Raw genomic sequence first — 25,268 nt, forward strand, 5'->3', positions numbered from 1 at the left:
GAAGGGGCCAGCGGGAGACAATCGGCCTTTTTCCAATTGTAGAATTAGTCAGTAAGCATGACCCATTGTTTCGCAGGCCGCTCTATGACATAGGCGGCCGATCCGAGCCAGAAAAGGAGACTCACCATGGCCGTCGAGCAGAAGTCGCGTTTCCCCGTTACCCCCAGCACCAAGGCTGTGGCGGCTGACGCGCGCGCGGTGCTGCTGGAAGATCCGGGCTTCGGCCGGCTCTTCACCGACCATATGGTGACGATTCGCTATACGGAGGGGCAGGGCTGGCACAGCCATGCCGTTGGCCCGCGCGAACCCTTCCAGCTCGATCCCGCCTGCGCCGTGCTGCATTATGCGCAGGAAATCTTCGAGGGGATGAAGGCCTATCGGCTGGAAGATGGCAGCATCGCCATGTTCCGCCCGGAAGAGAATGCCCGCCGCTTCGCCGCATCGGCCGAACGGCTGGCGATGCCGGCGATCCCCGAAGACCTGTTCCTGGAAGCGGTCGAGCAATTGGTGAAGATCGACGCCGACTGGATTCCGACCGGCGAAGGCAGCCTCTATCTGCGCCCCTTCCTGTTCGCGAGTGAGACGTTCCTGGGCGTCCGCCCGTCCAACGAATATATTTTCTGCGTCATCGCTTCGCCCGCCGGCGCCTATTTCAAGGGCGGCAAGAAGGCCGTGACCCTGTGGGTGTCGGAACATTATACCCGCGCGGCGCGCGGCGGCACCGGCGCGGCCAAATGCGGCGGCAATTATGCCGCGAGCCTCGTCGCGCAGAAGGAAGCGATCGGCCATGGCTGTGACCAGGTCGTCTTCCTCGATGCTGCGGAGAATAAGTGGGTCGAGGAGCTGGGCGGCATGAACGTCTTCTTCGTGATGGACGACGGGTCGATCGTCACCCCGCCGCTGGGCGGCACGATCCTGCCCGGCATCACCCGCAATTCGATCATCGACCTGGCCCGCGCCAAGGGTCATGCCGTGCGCGAGGAGCCCTATAGCTTCGCCCAGTGGCGCGCCGACGCCGCCAGCGGCACGCTGCGCGAAGCCTTCGCCTGCGGCACGGCGGCGGTCGTCACCGCGATCGGCACGGTCAAGAGCACGGACGGGGACTTCACCATCGGCAATGGCGATGGCGGGCTGGTGACGGAGACGCTGCGCGCCGAACTGACCGGCATTCAGCGCGGCGTGGTCGCCGACCCGGCCGGTTGGGTCCGGACGGTTTAACTTAAGCGGCAAACTCAGTTCCGTTCGCCCTGAGCTTGTCGAAGGGCCTTTCCTTTTTGACAGAAGGAAGGGGCTTCGACAGGCTCGGCCCGAACGGAATTAAGGATTGCTCTACTTCCCAATCCCCTCCCAAACGCCTAGACACAGCCCCATGGAACGCTTCGACGTCGTGATTTTGGGGGGTGGGCTTGTCGGCCTCACTCTGGGCATCGCTCTTTCCGGCCATGGCGTGAAGACCGCCGTGATCGACCCCGCCGATCCGGTCGGCGTGACCGCCGCCGGGTTCGACGGCCGCGTGTCGGCGATCAGTTCGACCAGCTATGCGATGATGACCGCCATCGGCGTGGGCAGGCATCTGGAAGGCAAGGGCTGCCCGATCGACCGTATCTGGGTCAGCGACGGGCTGGCGCCGGGCGCGCTGGATTTCGCGCCGGACGCCGACGACGGCGTGATGGGCACGATGGTCCCCAATCGCGACCTGCGCGTGGCGCTGGCGCAGACGGCGGACGAAGCCGTCAACCTCACCCGTTTCCAGCCCGACCGCGCGATCCATGTCGATCGCAACGCCGATGGCGTGACGTTGACGCTGGCGAGCGGCGCCACCATCCAGGGCGCGCTGCTGGTCGCGGCGGAGGGGCGCAACAGCCCCACGCGCGAGGCGGCGGGGATCAACACCACCCGCTGGCAATATAAGCACACCGCCATGGTCACGGCGATCGACCATGAGGTGCCGCACGCCAATACGGCCTATGAGATTTTCTATGTCGGCGGCCCCTTCGCGCTGTTGCCGATGCTGCCGGGCACCCGCTCCGCTGTGGTATGGACGGTGCCGACCGAGCAGGCGCCGGCGATGATGAAATTGTCCGACCGCGCCTGGCTGGCCGAAGCGCAGAAGCGGATCGGCGGTTTTCTGGGTGAGATTGCACTGGCGGGGCCGCGCTCCTCCTATCCGCTCGGCTTCCATCATGCGGCCCGGATCACCGACACCCGGCTGGCGCTGGTGGGCGACAGCGCCCATGCGATCCATCCGATCGCGGGGCAGGGCGTGAACCTTGGCTTCCGCGACGTCGCCGCGCTGGTCGAGGTGCTGGTGGAGGGCATGCGCCTGGGACTCGATCCGGGCGATGCGCAATTGCTGGCGCGCTACCAGCGCTGGCGCGGCCTCGATTCGATGATGACCAGCGTGGCGATGGACGGGCTGGTGCGGCTGTTCGACGTGCCGGGCAAATTGCCGTCGCTGGTGCGGCGTGCCGGTCTGGCGGCGGTGCAGCGCAGCGGCGCGCTCAAGGGACGCTTCATGGCGGAAGCGCGCGGGCAGTCGGGTGCGCTGCCGCGGTTGCTGACCGGTGAATTGATCTGAAGTATATGCCCCGCATCCGACGCGCAATTCATTAGTATTTCTTGTCGCTTCTGTTAGCTTTCCTCTTGGGTCGAGAGGGGGTGTTATGAAGAAACATTTTCTATTGGTTTCGGGATTGCTGGCTGTGGCGACGTTGACCGGTACGGCGTGGGCGGCGGACAAGGCGACCGGCTGGAAGAATTGGGCCGACCATGCCGAACGGGTATCCGCCGCAGCCGATACCGGCGATCTGGGCGCAGTGGCGCAGGCCTGTCAGGGCACGACCTCGACGATCATCTCGCAGGGGTTCCAGTTTCCCTATTGGGCGCAAATGCTTCCGCAATTCTGTAGCGTTTACAAGACCGAGAGTCGCAAGCGCATCGTGACGATGAAGGGGTGGCGGGCGGAGTGCAAATTGCTCGGCAGCCGGATGAACAGCCTGTCCAAGGCCGAGCCGGTCGCGGAAGAGCCGCGCGCGGAGCCGCTGGCCAAGCATATGGCGGCGACATTGCAGGCGCTCGACGTGCGGGAGTGCACCCACAAGCCCGAACGCGAGAGAGGATGAGGGCCGCCGGGGCGACCATGGTCGCCCCGCCGCTCACAGCATCCGTCGCAGCACATCGTCCTTGAGCATGAAATGATGGCGCAGGGCGGCGCCGACATGCAGCAGGATCAGCGCGACCCACAGCCAGGGCAGCAGTTCATGCGCCCCGCGTGACAGACCGACGATGGCGTCTTCCTTGCCCACGCCGAATTTCGGCACGTCGAACAGGAAGAACCAGTTGAGCGGCCGCGTACCCGCCGATGACATGATCCAGCCCGACAGCGGCAGGATCAGCATCAGCGCGTAGAAAAGGACATGCGTCGCATGGGCCGCGCCCTTTTCCCACGCCGGCATCGCCGCGGGTAGCGGCGGGGCGGGGTGGGTCAGCCGCCAGACGATCCGCACCAGCGTCAGCGCCAGCACGGTCAGGCCGATCGACTTGTGGACCGGCATCACCGCCCACTCCTTGGGCAGGGCGTCATGAGCGAAGCCGAAAAAGAGGTTGAGGAGGATCAGGATGGCGATCGCCCAGTGCAGGGTGCGGGCGACGGATGTGTAGCGGGCCATGGGCGGCTCCTTCTTACGGATGTCTGCCGGACGCCAGGACCATCCTACCCGACGGCCCTGGCATCATTGCGGAACGAATCGCGGGCGACCCAACGCCCTATCCCTGACGATTGGCGACCAGATTTTCCACCACCGACGGGTCGGCCAGCGTGCTGGTATCGCCCAATGCCTGCGCGGACACCTCGCCCTCGGCGATCTTGCGCAGGATGCGGCGCATGATCTTGCCCGACCGCGTCTTGGGCAGGCCCGGTGCGAACTGGATGACGTCGGGCGTGGCGATCGGGCCGATTTCGGTGCGCACCCATTGCACCAGCGTCCTGCGCAGTTCGTCGGTCGCATCCTCGCCGCTGTTGAGCGTCACATAGGCGTAGATGCCCTGGCCCTTGATGTCGTGGGGAAAGCCGACGACCGCGGCTTCCGCGACGCTTTCATGCAGCACCAGCGCGCTTTCGACCTCGGCCGTGCCCATGCGGTGGCCCGACACGTTGATGACGTCGTCCACGCGCCCGGTGATCCAGTAATAGCCGTCGCCGTCGCGCCGGGCGCCATCGCCGGTGGTATATTTGCCGGGGAAGGTGGTGAAATAGGTCTGGAAGAAGCGGTCATGATCGCCCCAGACGGTGCGCATCTGGCCCGGCCAGCTTTGCGCGATGACGAGATTGCCCTCGGCCGCGCCGTCCAGCACATGGCCCTCCGCATCCACGATCTGCGGCACTACGCCGGGCATGGGGAAGGTGGCGGAGCCGGGCTTGAGATCGGTGGCGCCCGGCGTCGGGGCGATCATGGCGCCGCCCGTCTCGGTCTGCCACCAGGTGTCGATGATCGGGCAGCGGCCTTCGCCCACGACTTCATGATACCAGCGCCAGGCTTCCGGGTTGATCGGTTCGCCCACCGTGCCGAGCAGGCGCAGCGAGGCGCGGCTGGTGGAATGGACGAAGCCGTCGCCTTCCTTCATCAGCGCGCGCAGCGCCGTGGGGGCGGTGAAGATGGTCTGCACCTGATGCCGGTCCACCACTTCCCAGATGCGGCTGGGGGTCGGCCAGTTGGGGACGCCTTCGTACATCAGCGTCGTCGCGCCGTTCGCCAGCGGGCCATAGACGATATAGCTGTGGCCCGTGACCCAGCCGATATCGGCGGCGCACCAGTAGATGTCGCCGGGGCGATAATCGAAGCAGAGTTCGTGCGTGAGGGCCGCCCAGAGCAGATAGCCCCCGGTCGTGTGCAGCACGCCCTTGGGCTTGCCGGTGGAGCCGGAGGTGTAGAGGATGAACAGCGGGTCTTCGGCGTTCATCGGTTCGGGCGGGCAGTCGGGCGATGTCTTGGCGGCTTCCTCATGCAGCCACAGGTCGCGGCCGTCCTGCATCGTCACCGCCCCGCCGGTCGCCTTGACGACGATGACCTTCTTCACGCTGGGACAATGGACGAGCGCGGCGTCGACATTGACCTTGAGCGGCACCGCCTTGCCGCCGCGGCGGCCTTCGTCGGCGGTGATGACGATATTCGAATCGCAATCCTGGATGCGACCGGCCAGCGCGTCGGGCGAAAAGCCGCCGAACACGACGCTGTGGACCGCGCCGATGCGGGCGCAGGCAAGCAGGGCGAAGGCGGCCTCCGGGATCATCGGCATATAGATGGTGATGCGGTCGCCCTTCTTCGCGCCGGCGGCCTTGAGCACATTGGCGAGGCGGCACACCTCTTCGTGCAGTTGGGCATAGCTGTAGCGGCGCGGCTGCGCTTCGGGCGAATCGGGTTCCCACAGGATGGCGGTCTGGTCCGCCCGCTGCGCCAGATGGCGGTCGATGCAATTGGCGCTGACGTTCAGCACGCCGTCGGCGAACCATTTGACGCCGAAATCGGCTTCGGCGAAACTGCTTTCATTGGTCAGGGTCGGCGCCGCGATCCAGTCCAGCCGCTGCGCCCGTTCCAGCCAATAGCCGTGGCTGTCCTCGATCGAGCGCGCATAGTCGGCGTCGCGCGCCGCCCGGTCCATCAGCGCGTCCTTGGCCCATGCCTCCGGCACCGGGAAGAAATCGTCAGACATCGGGCATCCTTTCCATCACGAAACCATTATTGGCGTTCCTTCTATCGCGCCGCCGCCGGGATCGAAAGGCCGGACCATGCCGTATCGCGCCATCCCTTCGGACAATAGCGCTGTTGCACGAAGCTATGCTGTGCGCATTTTGTCGCTTTCCCCGCGGCGCGCCCGCGCCTAACAGGGGTCGCTTATGTGGTTGCTTTATCAATTCCCGCTCTGCCCCTTTTCCCGCAAGGTCCGGCTTCTCCTGGGCGAGAAGGGGATTGGCTATGACCTGGTGCGGGAATCGCCCTGGGCGATGCGCGACGAGTTTCTCGACCTGAACCCGGCCGGCACGACGCCGGTGATGGCGGATGCGGACAAGGGCGTGACGCTGATCGACAGCCAGGCGATCTGCGAATATTTCGAGGAGACGGTGGAAAAATTCCCCCTCATCTCCGGCACCGCTGCGGGACGGGCGGAGGTGCGGCGGCTGACCGCCTTTTTCGACCAGAATTTCTATGGCGACGTGGTCGGGCCTTTGTTGCACGAACGGATGAAGAAGCGGCTGATCGAACGCGCGCCGCCCGACGCGCGCATCCTGCGCGAGGCGATGAAGCGCGCCAATGTTCATATGGACTATATGGACTATCTGCTCGACCATCGTAGCTGGATGGCGGGCGGGACGCTCAGCCTGGCCGATATCGCGGCGGCGGCGCATCTGTCGGTGGCGGACTATCTGGGCGGAATCGACTGGGCGGGGCACGAGCCGGTCAGGCGCTGGTATGCGGGCTTCAAGTCGCGCCCGTCCTTCCGCCCGCTCCTGTCCGAGCGGATGGAGGTCATCACCCCGCCGGCCCATTATGAGAAGCCGGATTTCTAAGCGCCTCTAATCCGTTTCGGCGGCGAGATAGACCCGGTTGCGGCCATGTTCCTTGGCCAGATAGAGGGCGCGGTCTGCGGCCTTGAGCGCAGCGCGGGGATCGTCGTAGATCAGGACATTGGCGACGCCGGCGGAAAAGCTCACCCGGTCCATCCGCTCGCCATTGGTGCGGTTGACGAGGCTGCGGTTGGCCAGGTCTTCGCGCACGCTGTCCACCGCCTCGCAGGCTTCGGCGGCGGTCTTGCCGCGAAACAGCATCACGAACTCCTCGCCCCCGTGCCGCGCGACATGGCAACGGTCGTTGGACGCCTTGGCCAGCAGGCCGGCGACGAACTTCAACACCCGGTCGCCCGTGTCATGGCCATGAGTGTCGTTGATAAGCTTGAAATGGTCTATGTCGCAAAAGGCGACCGACAGCGCTTCGCCATTGTCGAGCGCCTGCTGCATCTCTTCGCCCAGCACGCCTTCGAAGGCGCGGCGGTTGGGCAGGCCGGTCAGGTGGTCATGCTCGGCGGCCCGGCGGGCATTTTCCAGGCTGGACTTGAGCGCCTGGGTCTGGCGCTGATTGTCACGGAGCTGACTTTCGACCTGGCGTGTCTTTTCGACCATCGACCGGGTCAGGCCGACCAGCCTCGCCAGTACCGGCTCATTGTTGCGGCCTTCGCCCAGATCCTTGGCCTGTTCCTGCAGCGCGGCGCCATAATCCTTCGCCGAATTGCGCGATTCATGCATCAGGCCGGTGAACTGGATGAGATTTTCCTCCACCTTGTCCAGCATCGTCGCCAGCGATTCGGGCGTCACTTCATCGGCGCGCTGTTCGGCGGCGATCGATTCGATCCAGCCATTGGTGATCTTGCCGCGTTCCATCATCACGGCCTTGATCGCCTTTTCGACACCGATATTGGCGCCGGTCAGATAATCCAGCGCGACGCTGAAATTGATCGGGGTCAGATCGAGATCATGGGCGAAGAGAAAGTCGCCGATATCGCCATAGAGTTGCCGACGGCGATTGATTTCCCGGTTGGACGCCGTGCCACTGCGCGGCCGATGTTCCTCTTCGACGACATCCTCCTCGGATTTGCCAGAAAATCCCCTGGCCCAGCGTGCCAGACGGTCGGTCAGCCCATGCTGCGGGCTCGCGGAAGATGGTTGTGCCCCGTTCATGCGCTTCATAACGGACGCCGCGGAACAAGGTTAAGGCGTCGGCAGCAAAAGAATCGGATCAGATGTCGGCGCTGACCAGCCAGTCGCGGAAAATGCGCACGGCGCGGGTCTGCAAAGCGCGCGGGCGGCAGACGAAAAAGTAGCGATAGGGGCTTTCGACATGGATCGGGAACAGCCGCACCAGTCGCGGATCGCCCGACTGTTCATAATGGCTGGCATGCATCACCGCGACGCCCAGCCCCTGGGCCGCGGCCTCCAGCATCAACTGGCCCGAGTCATAATTGTCGATCGCCAGCGGTTGCAGGTCGGGCAGGCCCGCCGCTTCCTTCCAGGCGTCGAACGACATCGCCATGTCGCGGTGGAGCAGGATCGTCTGTTGCGCCAGTTCCGTCGGCGAGGCGAGCGCCTGCGCTCCTTCCAGCAATTCGCGCCGGCCGATCAGATAGACTTCCTCATGATCCAGTTCATGCGCGTAAAGTGCGGGGTCGATATCCTTCGACAGCACGATCGCCGCGTCCAGCCCTTCGCCCAGCCGCGCGACCGCATGGGGCGTCGTTTCGATATCGATATGGAGCTGGGGATGCTGCTGACGCAGTTTGCCCAGATGCGGGAAGAGACGCTGCGTCGCGAACAGCGGCATCACCGCCAGGCGCAGGCGCAACTGGTTGCCGCCGCTCTGGATATTTTCCAGCGCCTGCGACAGCGAATCAAGCGCGGGCGCGATATCGTCCAGCAGCCTTTGTCCTTCGGCGTTGATCTCCAGCGCCTGGTGCTTGCGGTCGAACAGGGGGCGGCCGATGAAGCGCTCCAGAGCCTGAACGCGACGGCTGAGCGCGGGAGTCGACAGCGCAAGCTCCTCCGCCGCCGCCTTGACGGAGCCCAGGCGAGCAACCTGAACAAAGGCCTCCAGGGCCGTTAGGGGCGGCAATCTGCGCATGTCTCGTCAAATATCTAAGCCGGTGCGCTGCGCCGCGTCATGTCTTATTGTCGGGCGCATCGCGAGCCGGGGTTCAAGCATCCTCTCCGCACTGAGCAGGAAAATGCGGAAAATGGCAAGATGCATTTTTTGCAACTCCCATATTCTTTTCGCACTTGCAATATTTCGTCCCGCATTGCACATAGGAGGTGCCTTTCAGGCATCCTCTCCTAAAACTTTCAGGGCTGGCCTTCGGGCCGGCCCTTTTTTTCGTCGGTCGATCCGGCGGCTTGCCCCTTTTCGCGGGTCATTGCGTTTCCTATCTCGTTACGGAACGAGAAAGACGGGGATGGCTTGTGGCGGATGAGGACGATACGGGACGCCGGATTCAGGTCGCCAATGCGCGGCCGGAGGATGCCGGGCGCGGTTTGGCGCGGTTGCCGCTGGCGGTGATGGCGGAGCTGCAACTGGCCGAAGGCGACGTCATCGAGATTGTGGGCAAGCGATCGACGTCGGCGCGCGTCGTGCGGCCCTATAAGGAGGATGAGGGGCTGGACGTGCTGCGCCTCGACGGTTTGCAGCGCGCCAATGCCGGGGTCGGCTCCGGCGACTTCGTCCAGATCGACAAGGCGGAGCCGCGGCCCGCGCAAAGGGTCGTGTTCGCGCCTGCACAAAATAACCTGCGCTTGCAGGGCAATCCCGATGCCCTCAAGCGTGTCTTCTACCAGCGGCCGCTGACCGCGGGCGATGTGGTGGCGACCGCAGGGCAGCAGCAGGTGCCGCCGGGCGACATGCCGCCGCAGCTGCGCCAGATGCTGGCCGCGCCGGCTTATGCGCTCCAGGAAATCCGCCTCGTCGTCGTGTCCACGGTGCCCAAGGGCATCGTCCATATCGACGCCGATACCGAGGTCGAGCTGCGCGCCGAATATGAGGAGCCGCGCGAATCGCGCCGTGCCGACGTCACCTATGACGATGTCGGCGGCATGGCCGACGCGATCGACCAGTTGCGCGAGATGGTGGAACTGCCGCTGCGCTATCCCGAACTGTTCACGCGCCTCGGCGTCGATCCGCCAAAGGGGGTGTTGCTGCATGGACCGCCGGGCACCGGCAAGACGCGCTTGGCGCGCGCGGTCGCCAATGAATCGGACGCGGAATTCTTCCTGATCAACGGGCCGGAGATCATGGGATCGGCCTATGGCGAGTCCGAGAAGCAGCTACGCGAGATTTTCGAGGCGGCGGCCAAATCCTCGCCTTCGATCCTGTTCATCGACGAGATCGATTCGATCGCGCCGAAACGGGGCCAGGTGACCGGCGAGACGGAAAAGCGACTGGTCGCCCAGTTGCTCACCCTGATGGACGGGCTGGAGCCGCGCACCAATCTGGTGGTGATCGCCGCGACCAACCGGCCCGAAGCGATCGACGAGGCGCTGCGTCGCCCCGGCCGGTTCGACCGCGAGATCATCGTCGGCGTGCCTGACGAGCGCGGGCGGCGCGAGATATTGGGCATCCATACGCGCGGTATGCCGCTGGGCGACAAGGTCGACCTGGCCGAACTGGCGCGCATGACCTATGGCTTCGTCGGCGCCGACCTCGCCGCGCTGACCCGCGAAGCGGCGATCGAGACGGTGCGCCGTTTCATGCCGCGCCTCAATCTGGAGGACGGGACGATTCCCCCCGACGTGCTGGAGGAACTGTCCGTCACGCGGGAGGATTTCCTCTCAGCGATCAAGCGGGTGCAGCCGTCGGCGATGCGCGAGGTGATGGTGCAGGCGCCCAATATCGGCTGGTCCGACATTGGCGGGCTGGACGACGCGCAGATGCGCCTGAAGGAAGGCGTGGAGCTGCCGCTCAAAGACCCCGACGCCTTCCGCCGCATCGGCATCCGCCCGGCCAAGGGCTTCCTGCTCTACGGCCCGCCCGGCACCGGCAAGACCTTGCTGGCCAAGGCGGTCGCGCGCGAGGCGCAGGCCAATTTCATCGCCACCAAGTCCAGCGACCTGCTGTCCAAATGGTATGGCGAGAGCGAGCAGCAGATCGCCCGTCTGTTCGCCCGCGCGCGGCAGGTGGCGCCCACGGTCATCTTTATCGATGAACTGGACAGTCTGGTGCCCGCGCGTGGCGGGGGGCTGGGTGAACCAGCGGTGACGGAGCGGGTGGTGAACACCATATTGGCCGAGATGGACGGGCTGGAGGAGTTGCAGTCGGTAGTGGTCATCGGCGCGACCAACCGGCCGACCCTGATCGATCCGGCGCTGCTGCGGCCGGGGCGGTTCGACGAGCTGATCTATGTGCCGGTGCCCGACGAGGCGGGGCGTCGCCGCATATTGGGCATTCATACCGCCAAGATGCCGCTGGCGGACGATGTCGATCTCGACCGGCTGGCGGGTCGGACGGAGCGCTTCACCGGCGCCGACCTGGAGGATCTGGTGCGGCGCGCGGGCCTGTTCGCGCTGCGCCAGTCGCTGTCGGTAGACAAGGTGACGCAGGCCCATTTCGAGGATGCGCTGGACGATACGCGCGCGTCCGTCACGCCCGAAATGGAGCGGGAATATGAGCAGATCCAGTCGCAGTTGAAGCAGCGGGCGATGCAGGTCGATCCGATCGGCTTCGTCGCGCCGGGCATGGTCCGGTCGCGCGACCGGACGGACTGAACGGGCCGAGCCGATGCGGGACGGCGGATTGAACCCATCCGCCGTCCGCCGCGTTCATGACGATAGTGTTGCAAAGCCGCTTGCCAGCAAGGGCGGGATTTGCAAGGCGGGAAGCATGATCCATATAGGCGGGTGTTGATGGCCTCCATTCCATTGAAGAAGAACAAGAATAAGGCCGGTGCGGGCAAGGCCGGATCATTTTTCAGCCAATGGGGCATGTTCTTCCGCCAGTTCGTCAAGCATCCCGGCATGATCGGTTCGGTCATTCCCTCCTCCGCGACGCTGGTGGACCGGATGCTGGACCAGGTCGATTGGCAGGGGACGCGGCTGTTCGTGGAATATGGCCCCGGCGTCGGCACCTTCACCCGCTCGATCCTGGACCGGCTGCCGGCGGACGCGACGCTGCTGGCGATCGACCTCAATCTCGATTTCGTCGCCTATCTGGAGGCGGAAATAGACGATCCGCGGCTGCGCGTGGTCCATGGATCGGCCGCCGATGTGCGACGCTTCATCAAGGAAGCGGGGCATTATCAGGCCGATTATGTCCTGTCGGGCATTCCCTTCTCGACCCTGCCCGAAGGCGTGGGCGAGGCGATCTGCGCGGAAACGCGCAGCGCGCTGCGGCCGGGCGGGGCATTCCTGATCTACCAATATTCGCGCTATGTGCTGCGTCTGCTCAACCCGCTGTTCGGCGATGTCAGCGATGCGCTGGAATGGCGCAACATCCCGCCCTGCCGGATGATTCGCGCGGTCCGGCAGGAGGCTTTGGCCCAGGCTGCCTGAATTGTCCTGATCTGGATCAGCTTTTTGGCGGGAATCAGCGGCTTGGCGAGCTGTCGATTTGACTTCCCCGGCGCTTTGGCTAACCCGAAGCGGGGCATGGGGGAATACTATGGCGACGCGCGCCGAAGGTAGCGATCCGTGGGCGGAGCTGTTCCTGTCCGCGGCGCTGGAACCGGATAAATGGCCGGATGCGATCAAGGCGATGGCCGTCGCGACCGGATCGGGGCATGGGCAGTTGATCGGCTTTGGTCCGGGGGCGTCCAGCTTCAACTGGATCAGCGACATCGACACCAGCATCATCCCCATCGGGGCGGCCATCGACCAGTCCGCGCCCGACCTCAATTTCCGGGTCGCGGCGGACCGGCTGCCCGATCGCCCGGCGATCGTCCACGAAGCCCATTATGACATGGCGCGTCAGTCGCTGCGATCGCAAGATTATCTCGACATGTGTTCGGATTTCGACATTTTCGACGGTTGCCAGGCCCGATTGGTGGCGAGCAACGACCAGATGGTTGGGCTGGCGCTGCTGCGCAACCGTAGGGATGGACGGACGAGCCAGGATCAGCGGGATCTGTTCGGCCATATTGCGGGCCATGCGCAGGCCGCTGTCCGTTTGCAGCAGGCGATCGAGCAGCAGGGTTTCGCCCTGTTGTCCGGCACGTTCGAGTCGATGGACCGGGCCTGCTGGCTGCTCGACGCGACCGGGCGGGTCGGCGGCATGACGCCGCGCGCCGAAGCCCTGCTCTCGTCCAGCCGGATCCGGGTCAGCGACGGCTGGCTGGCCAGCGAACGCGCGGACGAAACCCGCGCCATCGGGCGGGCGATGCGCGCCGTGATCGACCCGCCGGGCCGACCCGCCGATCCGGTCGCGCTGGCGGACGACGCTGGCGGCGTCGCGATCATGCTGGAATTTCATCCGCTCCCCGCGCGGCCCTGGGCGCTGCCCTTCGCCCCGCGCGCCATCGTCATCGCCCGGGTCGGTGCGCAGACCGAGCGTCATATCCAGGCGCTGACGCGCACCTTCCGCCTGACCCCGGCCGAGGCCGATATCGCCATTCGCCTGTCGGCGGGCCAATCGCGCAAGGATATCGCGTCGGCGCGCGACGTGTCGGTGGAAACGCTCAAGGTGCAGTTGCGCAGCATCTACGACAAGACCGGCTGCAACCGGGAATCGCAACTGGTGCGCATCGTCGGCCTGATCAGCCACTGATCCGCTGCGGAATTTTCTTGTCCCTACCCCCGTTGGGGTATGTGGCGACGGCGACCACGGCGTAGACAGGCCATCAGGCGGGTTCGTCCTGCTGGCTGGCGGCCGGATCATATTGCGACCCATGATCCGGTCGTCGGCACTGATTGCTGCCAAGTTCCGCCGCTTTCGTTTCGGCGCGCTTTCATGCTAAGGCGCGGCCGACCTTCCGGCGAGTGTTTTCATGAACGACCTGACCCAGACCCCCGAAATGCTGATCGCCACGATGGGCGCACGCGCGCGCCGCGCCGCTGCGACAATCGCGCAGGCGAGCGACGCGCAAAAGGCCGACGCGCTGCGGCGCGCGGCGCAGGCGTTGCGGGACCAGGCGCCGGCGATCATCGCCGCCAATGCCCGCGACATGGAGAATGCGGTCGCGAACGGTCTGTCGCCCGCGCTGCTCGACCGGCTGAAGCTGAATGCGGAGCGCGTCGCCGCCACCGCCGACGGCGTGGACCAGGTCGCGGCGCTCGCCAATCCGCTGGGCAGCGTGATCGACACGGTCGTGCGCCCCAATGGCCTGGAACTCAGCCGTGTGCGCGTGCCGCTGGGCGTGATCGGCATCATCTATGAAAGCCGGCCCAATGTGACGGCGGATGCGGCGGCCCTGTGCCTGCGCGCGGGCAATGCGGTGATCCTGCGCGGCGGCAGCGAGGCGAAGGAAAGCAACCGCGCGATCCACGCCGCCATCGTCGAGGGGATCGGCGCCGCCGGACTGCCCGCCGATGTCGTGCAACTGGTCCCCACGACCGATCGCGCCGCCGTGGGTGCGCTGCTCAAGGCATCGGAATTTGTGGACCTGATCGTACCGCGCGGCGGCAAGAGCCTGGTCGCGCGGGTGCAGGAGGAGGCACGGGTGCCGGTGCTGGCCCATCTCGACGGCATCAACCACAGCTATGTGGACGGCGCGGCCGATCCCGCCATGGCGCAGGCGCTGGTCGTCAACGCCAAGATGCGCCGCACCGGCGTGTGCGGTGCGACCGAAACGGTGCTGATCGACCGCGCCTATGGCGCGGCGGCGGCGCTGGTGACGGCTTTGCTCGACGCCCAGTGCGCAGTGCGCGGCGACGGGGATGTGCAGGCGATGGACGCGCGCGTCACCGCGGCGGCGGATGCGGATTGGGACACCGAATATCTCGATGCGATCGTGTCGGTCCGGCTGGTCGATGGCGTGGACGATGCCATCGCCCATATCGCCGCCCATGCCAGCCACCATACCGATGCGATCATCACGGAGGCCGCGGCGACGGCGGAACGATTCCTCAATGCCGTCGACAGCGCGATCGTGATGTGGAACGCCTCCACCCAGTTTGCCGATGGCGGCGAATTCGGGCTGGGCGCGGAAATCGGCATTTCGACCGGGCGGCTCCATGCGCGCGGGCCGGTGGCGCTGGAAGGGCTGACCACCTATAAGTGGATCGTGCGCGGGACGGGGCAGGTGCGGCCCTGATTTCCGTTGGGTGAGGGTTTTTACCCCTTCACCACCGCGTCGATCGCCTTGAGCTGCGCCAGCATCGGCCCCACCCAGTCCAGCGGCAGCATCACCGGCCCGTCCGACGGCGCATTGTCCGGGTCGTCATGCGCTTCGGCGAAGATCGCCGCGACGCCGGCCGCCACGGCGCTGCGCGCCAGCAAGGGCGCGAACTCGCGCTGGCCGCCAGACGCGGACCCAAGGCCGCCGGGCTGCTGCACCGAATGGGTGGCGTCGAACACGACCGGATAGCCGGTCTGCGCCATGGTCGGCAGCGCGCGCATGTCGCTGACCAAGGTGTTGTAGCCGAAGCTGGCGCCGCGCTCGGTCAGCAATATGCGCTCATTGCCGGTCGAGGCGACCTTCTGCGCCACCGCCGCCATATCCCAGGGGGCGAGGAACTGGCCCTTCTTGACGTTGATGACGGCGCCGGTCCGGCCGGCCGCCAGCAGCAGGTCGGTCTGGCGGCAGAGGAAGGCGGGAATCTGGAGGATGTCGACTGCCTGCGCGGCGGCTTCGACCTGTTCCGGGCCATGGATGTCGGTCAGCACCGGGCAGCCCAACGTCGCCTTTATATCTGCCAATATGCGCAAGCCAGCGTCGATGCCGACGCCGCGCTTGCCACCTACCGATGTCCGGTTCGCTTTATCGAAGGAAGATTTGAAAATGAAAGGGACGCCAGCCTGAGCCGCAACATGCTGCAAAGCATCGGCCATTCTCATGGCATGGTCGTGGCTTTCGATCTGGCAGGGGCCGGAAATCAGGACGAAGGGCAGGTCGTTGCCGAAGGTGATCGGGCCTGCGGACACATGCTTGGGATTGGTCATGGCGGTCATTTGGGCGCTTTGGCGAAGCGGCGCAACAACTGACCGCGCCATGGCCCCTTGCCCGGATGATAGTTCCAGCAGAACCAGCCGAAGGCGAGGCAGGCGATCAGCGCGGGCAGCGCCATCGGATCGCCATTGGCCTTCATATGGCGATAAAAGGCCTTGTCGGCCCGCCATCGGTCCCGTTCGCTGCCACCGCCATTGATGCCGTACATATTGTCATGCTTGCGACAGCCGACATTGCGGTTGTATTTGCGGTGGTCGATGAAATAGCAGTAGTCGCGTTCGGGCGTGCTCATGCGCGCGATTAGGGCGATGCTGTTGCAAAAGTTCAAGCGTAAAGTCTTCTACCTCGGCGGTTTCGATCCACGCGGCGTGCGTTTCTACCACCAGCTCTACCGCGAGCAGGCGGCGCGATATGGCGCGTTGACGGGAGAAGAACTGGCCGTGGGCGGCCGGCAGGCGGGCGTGGCCGGGTCGATCGTGTCGGCGCGCTGGACCGTGGATAACCCGCAGGCCGGGGTGGAAACCGACTATGAATATTGCCGCTGGGAGGATCTGATCGGGAAGGTGTGGATTCGCAATCCGCTGAGCCTCGCCCTGCGGTCGGCGCGCGCCTATGCCGGCCATGCCCGCCACATGGATTTTCTGCGGATGCGCCGGCTGCGCAAGGGGCCGGTCATCACCATTCTCTATCCACCCTTGCTGGCGGTGCTGATCCCGCTGCTGCTGGCGCTGGCGCCCGCGCTGCTTCTGTCGCTGCTGCTGCCTTTCTGGATAGGGGCGCTGATCGGCATCGCGCTCAGCGCCCTTCTGTCCGGCCGCATCCTGGCCAAGCTGGTCGTGCCCTGGCTGCTGCGCTTCATGACCTATCATGGCGCGCTGGCGGCGGAGGGGCCGGGCGACGCCCTCGACCAGCGGCTCGACCAGTTCGCCGCCCGCATCGCGCAGGAACTGGACGGCGACTGGGACGAGGTGCAATTCGTTACCCATAGCGCCGGCACGATATTGGGCATGCGCCTGATGCGCCGCCTGATCGTGCTACGCGGCGGCAGCCTGCCCGATCATTTCGTGATGCTGGGGTTGGGGCAGGTGGTGCCGGTCATCGGCCTGCGCCGCGACGCGACCTGGTATCATGACGATCTGCGCGCGCTGGCCGACAAGGCGTTCCGCTATGTCGACGTCAGTTCCCCGCCCGATGGCGCGGCCTATTATAACGTCAATCCGTTCCGGCTCGTCGCCGACGCCCATGCGGCGCGGGTCGACATGCTATCGCCGCGCTTCCACCTGTTCTACGAGCCGGACAATTATCATGGCGGATGGTCGAACAAATATGAGGCCCATTTCGACTATCTGCGCGTCGGCGATCGGCTCTCGCCGCTCGATTTCATCAGCCTGACCGCTGGCCGCCGCACCGTGGACGACGCCGTCGCCGCTTTCAGGACGATATCGTGACCGATCTTTTCACGCCCCCCTATCCGCAACCGCCCCGCACCAAGCGGGGCCTGATCAAGCGGTTCCTGCGCGGCTGGCATAGCTGGATCCATGTGCTGTTCGACAAAAGCTATACGATGAAGATGGGCGAGATCCGCCTGCCGGGCCGCACCATGTATATCGCCAATGAACTGTCCCTTGTGGACCAGATATTGCGCGGCGGCACCGCCTATCCCAAGCATAGCGAACTGGTGCGCAACCTCGACCCGCTGATCGGCAACAGCGTCTTTTCCGCCAATGGCGAAGATTGGGAAAGCCAGCGGGCGATGGTCAATCCCGCCTTCGCCCATACCGCGCTGACCAAATCGATGCCGCTGATGGTCGCGGCGGCGGACGACCTGCTCGCCCGGCTCGACGCGGCGGATCGCAGCAAGCCGATCGATATCGACCCGATGATGACCCATGTCGCGGCCGACATCATCTTTCGCACGCTGTTTTCGCAGACGCTGGATGCCGAGCGATCGAACATCATCCACACCGCCTTTGGCAAATTCCAGCGGCTCGCCCACAGCGCATCGATGCTGCGCCTCTACGGCCTGCCGGCGGGCTGGTTCGAGAAAAGATCCAAAGGTCCGGCGCGGGCGATCCACGACGTGTTCCGGCCGATCGTGGAGGCGCGCTACGAAGGATGGCACGCCCGCGGGCAAGCGCCGCATCGCGACATATTGCAATCGCTGATCGAGGCGAAGGACGCGCAGACCGGCTTATCCTTCACGTGTCAGCAGGTGATGGAACAGGTGTCGACCATCTTCCTGGCCGGGCATGAAACATCGGCCAGCACCATGACCTGGGCGCTCTACATGCTGGCCGAATGCGCCCATATCCAGGATCGGGTCCGGACGGAGATCGCGGAGGTCGCGGGCGACGCCCCGCTGACCGCGGCGATGCTCAAGGACATGGGACAGGTCCGCAATATCTTCAAAGAGACGCTGCGCCTCTATCCGCCCGTGTCCTTCCTGCCGCGCGAAGTTACCTGCCCGATGCCGATGCGCGACAAGCATCTGGAAGCCGGATCGATGCTGGTGGTCGCGCCCTGGCTGACCCAGCGCAACAAGGATAATTGGGCCTGCCCCCATGCCTTTGATCCCGATCGCTTCGACGATCCGGCCAATGCGGACATGGCGAAACAGGCCTGGTTCCCCTTCGGCCGCGGCCCGCGCGTGTGCGTCGGCGCGGGCTTCGCCCAGCAGGAGGTGATGACGGTGATCGCCAGCGTCGTGCGCGGCTATCGGCTGACCATACCCGCCGGATTCAAACCCGAGCCGATCAGCCGCCTGACGATTCGGCCCAGGACGGGGATGCCGCTGCTGTTCCGCGCGGTCAGCTAAGCGCGGCTTCCTCTTCGGGCGCGACGTCGACCATGACCCGCAGGCTCTGGCCTGCGCCGCCGACGAACAGCCCGTCCATCGGTGCGACATCGGCATAGTCGCGGCCCATGGCGACGAACAGATGCCCGTCATGGGTGATGACGCCGTTGGTCGGGTCGAAGCCGATCCAGCCGCGCGTCGGGCCGCACCACAGCATCACCCAGGCATGCATCGCGTCTGCGCCGATCAGCCGGGGCCGTCCGGGCGGGGGCAGGGTGCGCAGATAGCCGCTGACATAGGCGGCGGGCAGGCCGGCAAGGCGCAGCGCCACCACCATCACATGCGCGAAATCCTGACACACGCCATGGCGCGCGGCAAAGGCGTCGGCGACCGGGGTGGAGGCATCGGTCGCGCCGGGTTCATAGGCGAACTCGGCCTGGATGCGACGGGTCAGGTCCAGCGCGGCGGCGACGATCGGCCGGTCCGGGGCCAGCATGTCCCCTACCCAGTCGCCGATCGGTGCCAGCAGCGGTGCGCGGGGCGAGGCATAGAGATAATGGGCGGGGGCCGACGGCCCCATGTCGCGATCCAGCAGGGCGGCTTGCGCGACAGTGGCGATGGTCGGGTCGTCGCTCTGCGGCGAGATCTGTGGGCCATTATCCACCCCGGCCCGGAACCGGCTTTCGATCGTCAACTGGCGGATCGGATTTTCGATCACCAGCCGGGCGACGTTGACCGGCCAGGCGCCGGGCCGCGATTCGATGGCGGAGGGCAAGGGATCGACCGTCAGCGCATAATCGGACGTCCACTGGCCCGTCCAGGGCGCGGGGCGCAGCCGCAGGTTGAAGCGGGCGAGCCGCACGGGACTGGCATAGCGGACGATGGTCTGGTGGCGGACATGGTAGATCATGACAGCAGGTCCGGCGTCTGCGTCTTGCGCAATTGCAGGAAGTAACGCTGGCCGATCGCATCCGACAGGCGCAGCAGGCGGCTTTCGACATCGCCGATGTCGCCCATGGTCAGCATGTCTCCGGTCAGCGGCGCGAGCCGGGCGACCAGCGCATCGGCCAGGCGGCGGGGCTCTTCCGGCATGCCGTCGGCGCGCAGCGTGGGCAGGGCGGCGACATGCTCGGCCAGCCGCGCCGCCTGATAGGCGATGGCGCGCGGATTATGCGGCTCCAACGCAACCAGATCGCGCACCGGGGGCAGCGCCGGGCCGGTCAGGTAGCGGGTGCGATAGCTGATCTGGCTGTCCATCAGGTCCAGCAGCACGGTCAGGTCGTCGGCCGACGCCTGGTCGTTGCCGAACGCGGTCAGCAGGCGGCAGCCGTTGACCGCCCGTTCCATCCGCCGCCCCATATCGTGGAAGCGCCAGCCTTCGGTCCGGCCCATATTTTCCGCGGCCAGGCCCGACAGCGCGGAAATCCGCTCGATCATGCGGGACGAGGCATCGAGCAGGGTTTCGGTGACGTTCCCGTCGAAGCCGGGCAGGGGCAGGCGCACCAGTCGCCAGAAATCGCTGGCGAGCCGGTCGCGCAGCCCCTCGCCGATATTGGCCACCACGCCCATCAGCGCGCGTACACTGCCCGACTGGCGCGCATCGCCCAGCGCCGTAGCGCAGAGCGGACCGATCGCGCCGCCCCTCCCCGCGATCGCGCCCCACAGCGCCAACTGGTCGACCAGCCGCGCCATGGTGGGTGAAGCCAGCGACGGCCCCAGATCGGCCTCGATCGATCCGCCGACGATCGCCCGGACCAGCCGCAGCGTCATTTCCGCCCGCTCGATATAGCGGCCGAGCCAGAAGAGATTGTCCGCCGCCTTTGCCGGCAACATGCCGCCCACCCGGCGGATGGCAGGCGCACCGACGCCCAGCAGGCTGTCGGGCGGCACCGGATGGCTATCGATCACGCACAGGTCGGCGGACATGTCGCCCCGGCCCATCAGCGCGGCGCGAATGTCGCCATGGCCTGCCAGCCGCGCAAAGCCGCCGGGCATTACCCGCCACTGGCCGGCGGCGTCGCGCGCGACGAAGATGCGCAGGGTGAAGGGCAAGGGCGTCAATTGCCCGTCGATGATCGCGGGCGTGGTCGACAGCTTGACGACTTCCTGCCCGACATAGTCCATCGGCCGCCGCGCCATCGCGTCGAGAAGGGCGGTCCGCTGCGCGGTGTCCAGCCCTGATCCGGGCGTGAAATGGGCGTCGGGCAGGCCCGCGACATCCTGATCGAAGGCGGAGCCGACCACCAGATTGTCGAGCTGCGCCCGCACATGGTCGCGCTCCTGCCGCTGGCCGCACCACCAGGTCGCGATATTGGGCAGGATCAGGTCCGATCCCAGCAGTTCGCGCGCCAGTTGCGGCAGAAAGGCGGCGAAGGCACGCGATTCGATCACGCCCGCGCCGGGCCAGTTGCTGACCATCAGCCCGCCGCGCGCACAGGCGTTATAGAGGTCGGGCACGCCGATATGCGACCGGCCGTCGAAGGCGAGCGGGTCGAGGAAGCGGCTGTCCATCCAGCGCCAGAGGCCATCGATGCGCTTGAGCCCCTGGATCGTCCGCACGAACAGCCGCCCGTCCGACACGATCAGGTCGTCGCCCTCGACCAGCAACAGGCCGAGATAGCGGGCGAGATGCGCCTGTTCGGCATAGCTCTGATTGAAGCGACCGGGCGTCAGCAGGCCGATGCGCGGATCGGTGCGCTCGCAATCGGCGGCCAAGCCGCGGCGCAGCTCGTCGAAGAAGGGGGCGAGCCGCCGGGTGTTCATCGCGCCCAGCAGGTCGCCGGTGGCGCGGGAAAGGGCGAGCCGGTTTTCCAGCGCATAGCCCACGCCGACGGGGGTCCGCACCCGATCGGCCAGCACGCGCCATTCGCCGGTCGGCCCGCGGCCAATATCGGCGGCGTAGAAATGGAGATGATGGCCGCGTGGCGGCGGCGTTCCGGTCATGACGCGCCAATAATGGGGGCTGCCGGTGACGATGCTGGCGGGGAGCTTGCCGTCGCGAACCAGCGACTGGGTGGAATAAATGTCGCTGACCACCCGTTCGAGCAGGTTGGCGCGCTGCATCAGCCCGCGTTCGATCTGCGCCCATTCCACAGCGTCGATCAGCAGCGGCACCGGGCCGAGCGGCCAGGAGCGTTCCTGTTCGTCGCCGGTCAGGCGGAACGCCATGCCCAGGTCGATCGCCTGCCGCGACACATGGTCGGCCAGCGTCGCCGGATCGCCCTGCGCCTGGGTGGACAGCCGCCCCAGCATGTCACGCCAGCGCGTCGCCATGGCGGGCGACGCACCGGCGAACAGGTCGCCGGCCGGCGCGGTGGCGAGATAGGCATCCGCCCAGGCATCGCCATGACAGGGCGGCGCGAGAGCGTCGGCAGCCATCACAGTCCGGTATGTTTGAAGCGCAGGTCGAGCGTCATCGGGAACTCGTTGGCCTGTTCGGCGGCGGGCATGTCGACCTGACCCGGCGTATGGCCATAATCCTGGAACCGCGCCTTGCGCCGCGCCTCCGCCTCGTAACCGTTGACCGGCAGCGTGTCATAATTGCGCCCGCCCGGATGGGCGACATGATAGACGCAGCCGCCCAGCGACCGGCCGCTCCAGCTATCCAGCACGTCGAAGGTCAGCGGCGCATTGGCGGGCAGGTTGGGATGCAGGCAATTGGCGGGCGTCCAGGCCTTGTAGCGCACGCCGCCCACGCCTTCGCCAGGCACGGTGGTCGCCGTCATCGGCACTTGCCGCCCGTTGCAGGCGACGATGTGACGACCGGCGACCAGGCCGGTGGCGCGCACCTGCAACCGCTCGGTCGATGAATCGACATAGCGCACCGTGCCGCCGATCGCGCCGGTTTCGCCCAGCACGTTCCAGGGTTCGAGCGCATGGGTGATCTCCAGCCCAACGCCGCCGGCATCGACCGCGCCATGGATCGGGAAGCGGAACTGGCGTTGCGCCTCGAACCAGTTGGGGTCGAAATCATAGCCCGCGCCGCGCAGGTCGGACAGCACTTCCAGGAAATCAGCCCAGACGAAATGGGGCAGCATGAAGCGGTCGTGCAGCGTCGTGCCCCAGCGGACCAGGCCACCCTGTTGCGGCTGGCGCCAGAACCAGGCGGCGAGCGCACGGATCAGCAATTGCTGCGCCAGGCTCATGCGGGCTTCGGGCGGCATTTCGAAGCCGCGAAACTCCAGCAGGCCCAGGCGTCCGGTCGGGCCGTCTGGCGAGAACATCTTGTCGATGCAGATTTCGGTGCGATGGGTGTTGCCCGTCACGTCGACCAGCAGGTTGCGGAACAGCCGATCGACCAGCCAGGGCGGCGGGGCTGCACCATTGCCCGCGAACGGGTTGGGCACCTGCGCCAGCGCGATCTCCAGTTCGTAGAGGCCGTCATGCCGGGCTTCGTCGATGCGCGGCGCCTGGCTCGTCGGGCCGATGCAGAGGCCGGAGAAGAGGTAGGAGAGGGCCGGATGCCGCTGCCAGTAGAGGACGAAGCTTTTCAGCAGGTCCGGGCGGCGGATAAAGGGCGAATCATTGAGCGTCGCCCCGCCCAGCACGATATGGTTGCCGCCGCCGGTGCCGACCGATCGGCCGTCGACCATGAACTTGTCGGCGGTCAGTTCGCATTCGCGGGCCAGCGCATAGAGGCGTTCGGTGATCGCTACCGTTTCGTCCCAGCTTGACGCGGGCTGGACATTGACTTCGATCACGCCGGGATCGGGCGTGGCCTTCAATACGTCGATGCGCGGGTCGGGCGGGGGGGCATAGCCCTCGATCCGCACCGGGATGCGCAGCGCCTCGGCGGTCGCCTCCACCTCGGCTATCAGCTCCAGATAATCTTCCAGCGCCTGCACCGGGGGCAGGAAGACCGACAGATAATGGCCGCGCGGCTCGACCGTGACGGCGGTGCGCACCGCGCCCTCGATGAAGACCTGTTCGACCCGGTCCTGCGCGGCGACGCCGCCGTCCGGCCCGGCGACGCGCTGGGCCTGCTGGGCGCGGACTTCTTCCATGCTGGCGGGTTGGGTCACCTGCGCGCGGAAATCCGCCAAAGGTTCGCGCGGCTCGCTGGTGTCGCGCGGGTGGATATAGGGATAGTCGGACGGCGGCACATAGGGCAGCGACCCCAGCGGCAGGCGATAGCCCAGCGCCGAATCGCCCGGAACCGCGAACAGGCGGCCGCGGCGCAGTTGCCAGATTTCGCTCTGCCAGCGGGGCGTCGCGGCCTGGCTCTGCCAGCGCTGCACGGGCAGGACATAGCCGACCGGCTGGTCGAGGCCGCGCTCGAAGGTCTTGACCATGCGCGCGCGCGCTTCGGGATCGCTGATCTTGGGATCGTCGGGGCTGGCGTTGAGCGGCAGGTCCGCTTCCTTCACCGCCCAGACCGCCGGATCTTCATAGACGGCATGGGTGTATTCGTCAGAAAAGCCCATATTGCCGGCCATATGGGCGAGGAAGGCCTTCGCGTCGGCCGCCGTCACCTGCGCCGCGCCTTCGGGCGCATTATCGGGCGCGATCAGGCTGTCGTCGCGCCAGATCGGCGTGCCGTCCTTGCGCCAATAGACCGCATAGGCCCAGCGCGGCAGGCTTTCGCCCGGATACCATTTGCCCTGGCCATGGTGCAGCAGGCCACCGGGTGCGAATTCGGCGCGCAGCTTGCGGATCAGCCGGTCGGCATAGTCGGCCTTGGTCGGGCCGACCGCATCGCCATTCCATTCGCCCGCTTCGCCGCCATCCTCGGCCACGAAGGTCGGCTCGCCGCCGGTTGTCAGGCGCACATCCTGCGCGATGAGGTCCGCGTCCACCTTGGCTCCCAGCGCCATCACCGCGTCCCAGCGCGTGTCGGTGAACGGCTTGGTGATGCGCACCGCTTCGGCGATGCGGCTGACGGTCATGGCGAATTCGAAATCGACTTCGGCTGGTTCGGCCATGCCGCTGATCGGCGCGGCGGACTTGTAGTGCGGGGTGGCGCAGAGCGGGATATGCCCTTCGCCCGCGAACATGCCGCTGGTCGCGTCGAGCGCGACCCAGCCTGCGCCAGGCACATAGGCTTCCGCCCAGGCGTGGAGGTCGACCACGTCCTGCGTGACGCCCTTTGGCCCTTCGATCGGTTCGACATCGGCGACCAGCTGGATCGAATAGCCCGATACGAAACGGGCGGCGAAGCCCAGCCGGCGCAGCAACTGCACGAGCAGCCAGGCGGAATCGCGGCAGGAGCCGGTGCCGATGTCCAGCGTCTCCTCCGGGGTCTGGACGCCTGCCTCCATGCGGATGACGTAACCGACCTGTTGTTGCAGGCGACGGTTCACCTCCACCAGGAAATCGACGGTGCGGCTTCGATAGCCGTCATATTGGGCGACCATCGCCTCGAACCTTGGCCCCTGATCCTCGATATCGAAATAGGCGGCGAGGTCGGTCTTTAGCTGGTCGTCATAGGCGAAGGGGTAATTTTCCGCATAAGGCTCCACGAAGAAGTCGAACGGATTGATGATGTCGAGGTCGGCGAGCAGATCGACCTGGATGCGGAAATGGTCGACCGGGTCGGGGAAGACCACGCGGGCGAGCCAGTTGCCATGCGGATCCTGCTGCCAGTTGAGGAAATGGTTCGCCGGCTCGATCTTCAGCGCATAATTGGGCACCTTGGTCCGGCTGTGCGGCGCGGGGCGCAGGCGGATGACCTGCGGGCCGAGCCGGATCGGGCGGTTGTAGCGATAGGCGGTGAGATGGTGGAGGGCGGCCTTGAGCATGGCCGGATCAAACGCCACCCCCTGTTGCAATGCAACAGCCAATCTCTGAAGCGATGAACTTTCTGGCCCGTGTCGGCCAGCTTTCCCGGCCGCTCGCCCCGATGGCG

At 66.2% G+C, this 25,268-nt stretch carries 19 protein-coding genes; 10 read left to right on the plus strand and 9 right to left on the minus strand.

Going from position 1 to position 25,268, the window contains the following annotated elements:
- The first annotated feature begins 126 nt into the window (after nt 1-126).
- The 3 genes from SBA_RS04555 to SBA_RS04565 all read left to right on the plus strand — a co-directional run bounded on the left by SBA_RS04555 (nt 127) and on the right by SBA_RS04565 (nt 3,122).
- Complete coding sequence (locus SBA_RS04555; protein WP_261936044.1) at nt 127-1,218, plus strand: branched-chain amino acid aminotransferase; 1,092 nt, start codon at nt 127-129, stop codon at nt 1,216-1,218.
- A gap of 151 nt (nt 1,219-1,369) precedes the next feature.
- A complete protein-coding gene (locus SBA_RS04560; RefSeq protein ID WP_261936045.1) occupies nt 1,370-2,578 on the plus strand; it encodes a UbiH/UbiF/VisC/COQ6 family ubiquinone biosynthesis hydroxylase in 1,209 nt (402 codons plus the stop codon).
- An 85-nt stretch (nt 2,579-2,663) separates the two neighbouring features.
- Nucleotides 2,664-3,122 (plus strand): hypothetical protein, encoded by a 459-nt coding sequence (locus tag SBA_RS04565; protein WP_224548193.1) that lies wholly within the window; start codon nt 2,664-2,666, stop codon nt 3,120-3,122.
- A gap of 33 nt (nt 3,123-3,155) precedes the next feature.
- On the opposite strand, the gene SBA_RS04570 is transcribed toward SBA_RS04565, so the two are convergent.
- Nucleotides 3,156-3,668, minus strand: a complete 513-nt coding sequence (locus SBA_RS04570) for a cytochrome b (RefSeq protein WP_261936046.1) — start codon at nt 3,666-3,668, stop codon at nt 3,156-3,158.
- 97 nt (nt 3,669-3,765) lie between these two features.
- On the minus strand, nt 3,766-5,709 hold the full coding sequence (gene acs / locus SBA_RS04575; protein ID WP_261936047.1) for an acetate--CoA ligase: 1,944 nt from the start codon (nt 5,707-5,709) through the stop codon (nt 3,766-3,768).
- A 184-nt stretch (nt 5,710-5,893) separates the two neighbouring features.
- On the opposite strand from acs, the gene SBA_RS04580 reads away from it, so the two are divergent.
- Nucleotides 5,894-6,565, plus strand: coding sequence for a glutathione S-transferase family protein (locus SBA_RS04580; protein ID WP_224548189.1), 672 nt, complete (start codon nt 5,894-5,896; stop codon nt 6,563-6,565).
- Nucleotides 6,566-6,571: 6 nt separating this feature from the next.
- Here SBA_RS04580 and SBA_RS04585 read toward each other — a convergent pair whose 3' ends face one another.
- Both SBA_RS04585 and SBA_RS04590 read right to left on the minus strand, forming a co-directional pair.
- Nucleotides 6,572-7,729: a GGDEF domain-containing protein gene (locus SBA_RS04585; RefSeq protein ID WP_261936680.1), complete on the minus strand. Its 1,158-nt coding sequence runs from the start codon at nt 7,727-7,729 to the stop codon at nt 6,572-6,574.
- A 58-nt stretch (nt 7,730-7,787) separates the two neighbouring features.
- Nucleotides 7,788-8,666, minus strand: coding sequence for a LysR substrate-binding domain-containing protein (locus SBA_RS04590; protein ID WP_261936048.1), 879 nt, complete (start codon nt 8,664-8,666; stop codon nt 7,788-7,790).
- 335 nt (nt 8,667-9,001) lie between these two features.
- On the opposite strand from SBA_RS04590, the gene SBA_RS04595 reads away from it, so the two are divergent.
- The 4 genes from SBA_RS04595 to SBA_RS04610 all read left to right on the plus strand — a co-directional run bounded on the left by SBA_RS04595 (nt 9,002) and on the right by SBA_RS04610 (nt 14,775).
- Nucleotides 9,002-11,296 carry a CDC48 family AAA ATPase gene (locus tag SBA_RS04595; RefSeq protein ID WP_224548186.1) on the plus strand — a complete coding sequence of 765 codons (2,295 nt, stop codon included), beginning with the start codon at nt 9,002-9,004 and terminating at the stop codon, nt 11,294-11,296.
- A 138-nt stretch (nt 11,297-11,434) separates the two neighbouring features.
- On the plus strand, nt 11,435-12,079 hold the full coding sequence (locus SBA_RS04600) for a class I SAM-dependent methyltransferase (protein WP_224548185.1): 645 nt from the start codon (nt 11,435-11,437) through the stop codon (nt 12,077-12,079).
- A gap of 109 nt (nt 12,080-12,188) precedes the next feature.
- Complete coding sequence (locus tag SBA_RS04605; RefSeq protein ID WP_261936049.1) at nt 12,189-13,289, plus strand: helix-turn-helix transcriptional regulator; 1,101 nt, start codon at nt 12,189-12,191, stop codon at nt 13,287-13,289.
- A gap of 220 nt (nt 13,290-13,509) precedes the next feature.
- Nucleotides 13,510-14,775 (plus strand): glutamate-5-semialdehyde dehydrogenase, encoded by a 1,266-nt coding sequence (locus SBA_RS04610; RefSeq protein WP_261936050.1) that lies wholly within the window; start codon nt 13,510-13,512, stop codon nt 14,773-14,775.
- A 20-nt stretch (nt 14,776-14,795) separates the two neighbouring features.
- On the opposite strand, the gene kdsA is transcribed toward SBA_RS04610, so the two are convergent.
- Both kdsA and SBA_RS04620 read right to left on the minus strand, forming a co-directional pair.
- The gene (kdsA, locus tag SBA_RS04615) at nt 14,796-15,623 is read right to left on the minus strand and encodes a 3-deoxy-8-phosphooctulonate synthase (protein ID WP_261936051.1); all 828 of its coding nucleotides are present in this window, start codon (nt 15,621-15,623) and stop codon (nt 14,796-14,798) included.
- A 5-nt stretch (nt 15,624-15,628) separates the two neighbouring features.
- Complete coding sequence (locus tag SBA_RS04620) at nt 15,629-15,922, minus strand: hypothetical protein (protein WP_261936052.1); 294 nt, start codon at nt 15,920-15,922, stop codon at nt 15,629-15,631.
- Between the two features lie 22 nt (nt 15,923-15,944).
- Between SBA_RS04620 and SBA_RS04625 the strand changes: the two genes are divergently transcribed.
- Together SBA_RS04625 and SBA_RS04630 are read left to right on the plus strand one after the other, a co-directional pair.
- Nucleotides 15,945-17,078 (plus strand): hypothetical protein, encoded by a 1,134-nt coding sequence (locus SBA_RS04625; RefSeq protein ID WP_315975807.1) that lies wholly within the window; start codon nt 15,945-15,947, stop codon nt 17,076-17,078.
- Nucleotides 17,075-18,445, plus strand: a complete 1,371-nt coding sequence (locus tag SBA_RS04630) for a cytochrome P450 (protein WP_261936053.1) — start codon at nt 17,075-17,077, stop codon at nt 18,443-18,445. The genes SBA_RS04625 and SBA_RS04630 overlap by 4 nt, the downstream gene beginning before the upstream one ends.
- On the opposite strand, the gene SBA_RS04635 is transcribed toward SBA_RS04630, so the two are convergent.
- The 3 genes from SBA_RS04635 to SBA_RS04645 are packed head-to-tail and all read right to left on the minus strand — an operon-like array spanning nt 18,438 to nt 25,161.
- Nucleotides 18,438-19,334, minus strand: coding sequence for a transglutaminase family protein (locus SBA_RS04635; protein ID WP_261936054.1), 897 nt, complete (start codon nt 19,332-19,334; stop codon nt 18,438-18,440). The genes SBA_RS04630 and SBA_RS04635 overlap by 8 nt on opposite strands.
- Nucleotides 19,331-21,802 (minus strand): circularly permuted type 2 ATP-grasp protein, encoded by a 2,472-nt coding sequence (locus SBA_RS04640; protein WP_261936055.1) that lies wholly within the window; start codon nt 21,800-21,802, stop codon nt 19,331-19,333. Before SBA_RS04640 ends, SBA_RS04635 begins: the two co-directional genes overlap by 4 nt.
- Nucleotides 21,802-25,161, minus strand: a complete 3,360-nt coding sequence (locus SBA_RS04645) for a transglutaminase family protein (RefSeq protein ID WP_261936056.1) — start codon at nt 25,159-25,161, stop codon at nt 21,802-21,804. The genes SBA_RS04640 and SBA_RS04645 overlap by 1 nt, the downstream gene beginning before the upstream one ends.
- Between the last annotated feature and the right edge of the window lie 107 nt (nt 25,162-25,268).

Origin of the sequence: Sphingomonas bisphenolicum, from assembly GCF_024349785.1 — a bacterium.
Taxonomy (GTDB): Bacteria; Pseudomonadota; Alphaproteobacteria; order Sphingomonadales; family Sphingomonadaceae; genus Sphingobium; species Sphingobium bisphenolicum.

Coding starts and splice junctions, on each gene's coding strand:
- SBA_RS04610 (WP_261936050.1), top strand. CDS start 13,510: ATGAACGACCTGACCCAGACCCCCGAAATGCTGATCGCCACGATGGGC.
- SBA_RS04580 (WP_224548189.1), top strand. CDS start 5,894: ATGTGGTTGCTTTATCAATTCCCGCTCTGCCCCTTTTCCCGCAAGGTC.
- SBA_RS04570 (WP_261936046.1), bottom strand. CDS start 3,668: ATGGCCCGCTACACATCCGTCGCCCGCACCCTGCACTGGGCGATCGCC.
- SBA_RS04645 (WP_261936056.1), bottom strand. CDS start 25,161: ATGCTCAAGGCCGCCCTCCACCATCTCACCGCCTATCGCTACAACCGC.
- SBA_RS04555 (WP_261936044.1), top strand. CDS start 127: ATGGCCGTCGAGCAGAAGTCGCGTTTCCCCGTTACCCCCAGCACCAAG.
- SBA_RS04620 (WP_261936052.1), bottom strand. CDS start 15,922: ATGAGCACGCCCGAACGCGACTACTGCTATTTCATCGACCACCGCAAA.
- SBA_RS04560 (WP_261936045.1), top strand. CDS start 1,370: ATGGAACGCTTCGACGTCGTGATTTTGGGGGGTGGGCTTGTCGGCCTC.
- SBA_RS04605 (WP_261936049.1), top strand. CDS start 12,189: ATGGCGACGCGCGCCGAAGGTAGCGATCCGTGGGCGGAGCTGTTCCTG.
- SBA_RS04590 (WP_261936048.1), bottom strand. CDS start 8,666: ATGCGCAGATTGCCGCCCCTAACGGCCCTGGAGGCCTTTGTTCAGGTT.
- acs (WP_261936047.1), bottom strand. CDS start 5,709: ATGTCTGACGATTTCTTCCCGGTGCCGGAGGCATGGGCCAAGGACGCG.
- SBA_RS04565 (WP_224548193.1), top strand. CDS start 2,664: ATGAAGAAACATTTTCTATTGGTTTCGGGATTGCTGGCTGTGGCGACG.
- SBA_RS04585 (WP_261936680.1), bottom strand. CDS start 7,729: ATGAACGGGGCACAACCATCTTCCGCGAGCCCGCAGCATGGGCTGACC.
- kdsA (WP_261936051.1), bottom strand. CDS start 15,623: ATGACCAATCCCAAGCATGTGTCCGCAGGCCCGATCACCTTCGGCAAC.
- SBA_RS04640 (WP_261936055.1), bottom strand. CDS start 21,802: ATGGCTGCCGACGCTCTCGCGCCGCCCTGTCATGGCGATGCCTGGGCG.
- SBA_RS04600 (WP_224548185.1), top strand. CDS start 11,435: ATGGCCTCCATTCCATTGAAGAAGAACAAGAATAAGGCCGGTGCGGGC.
- SBA_RS04635 (WP_261936054.1), bottom strand. CDS start 19,334: ATGATCTACCATGTCCGCCACCAGACCATCGTCCGCTATGCCAGTCCC.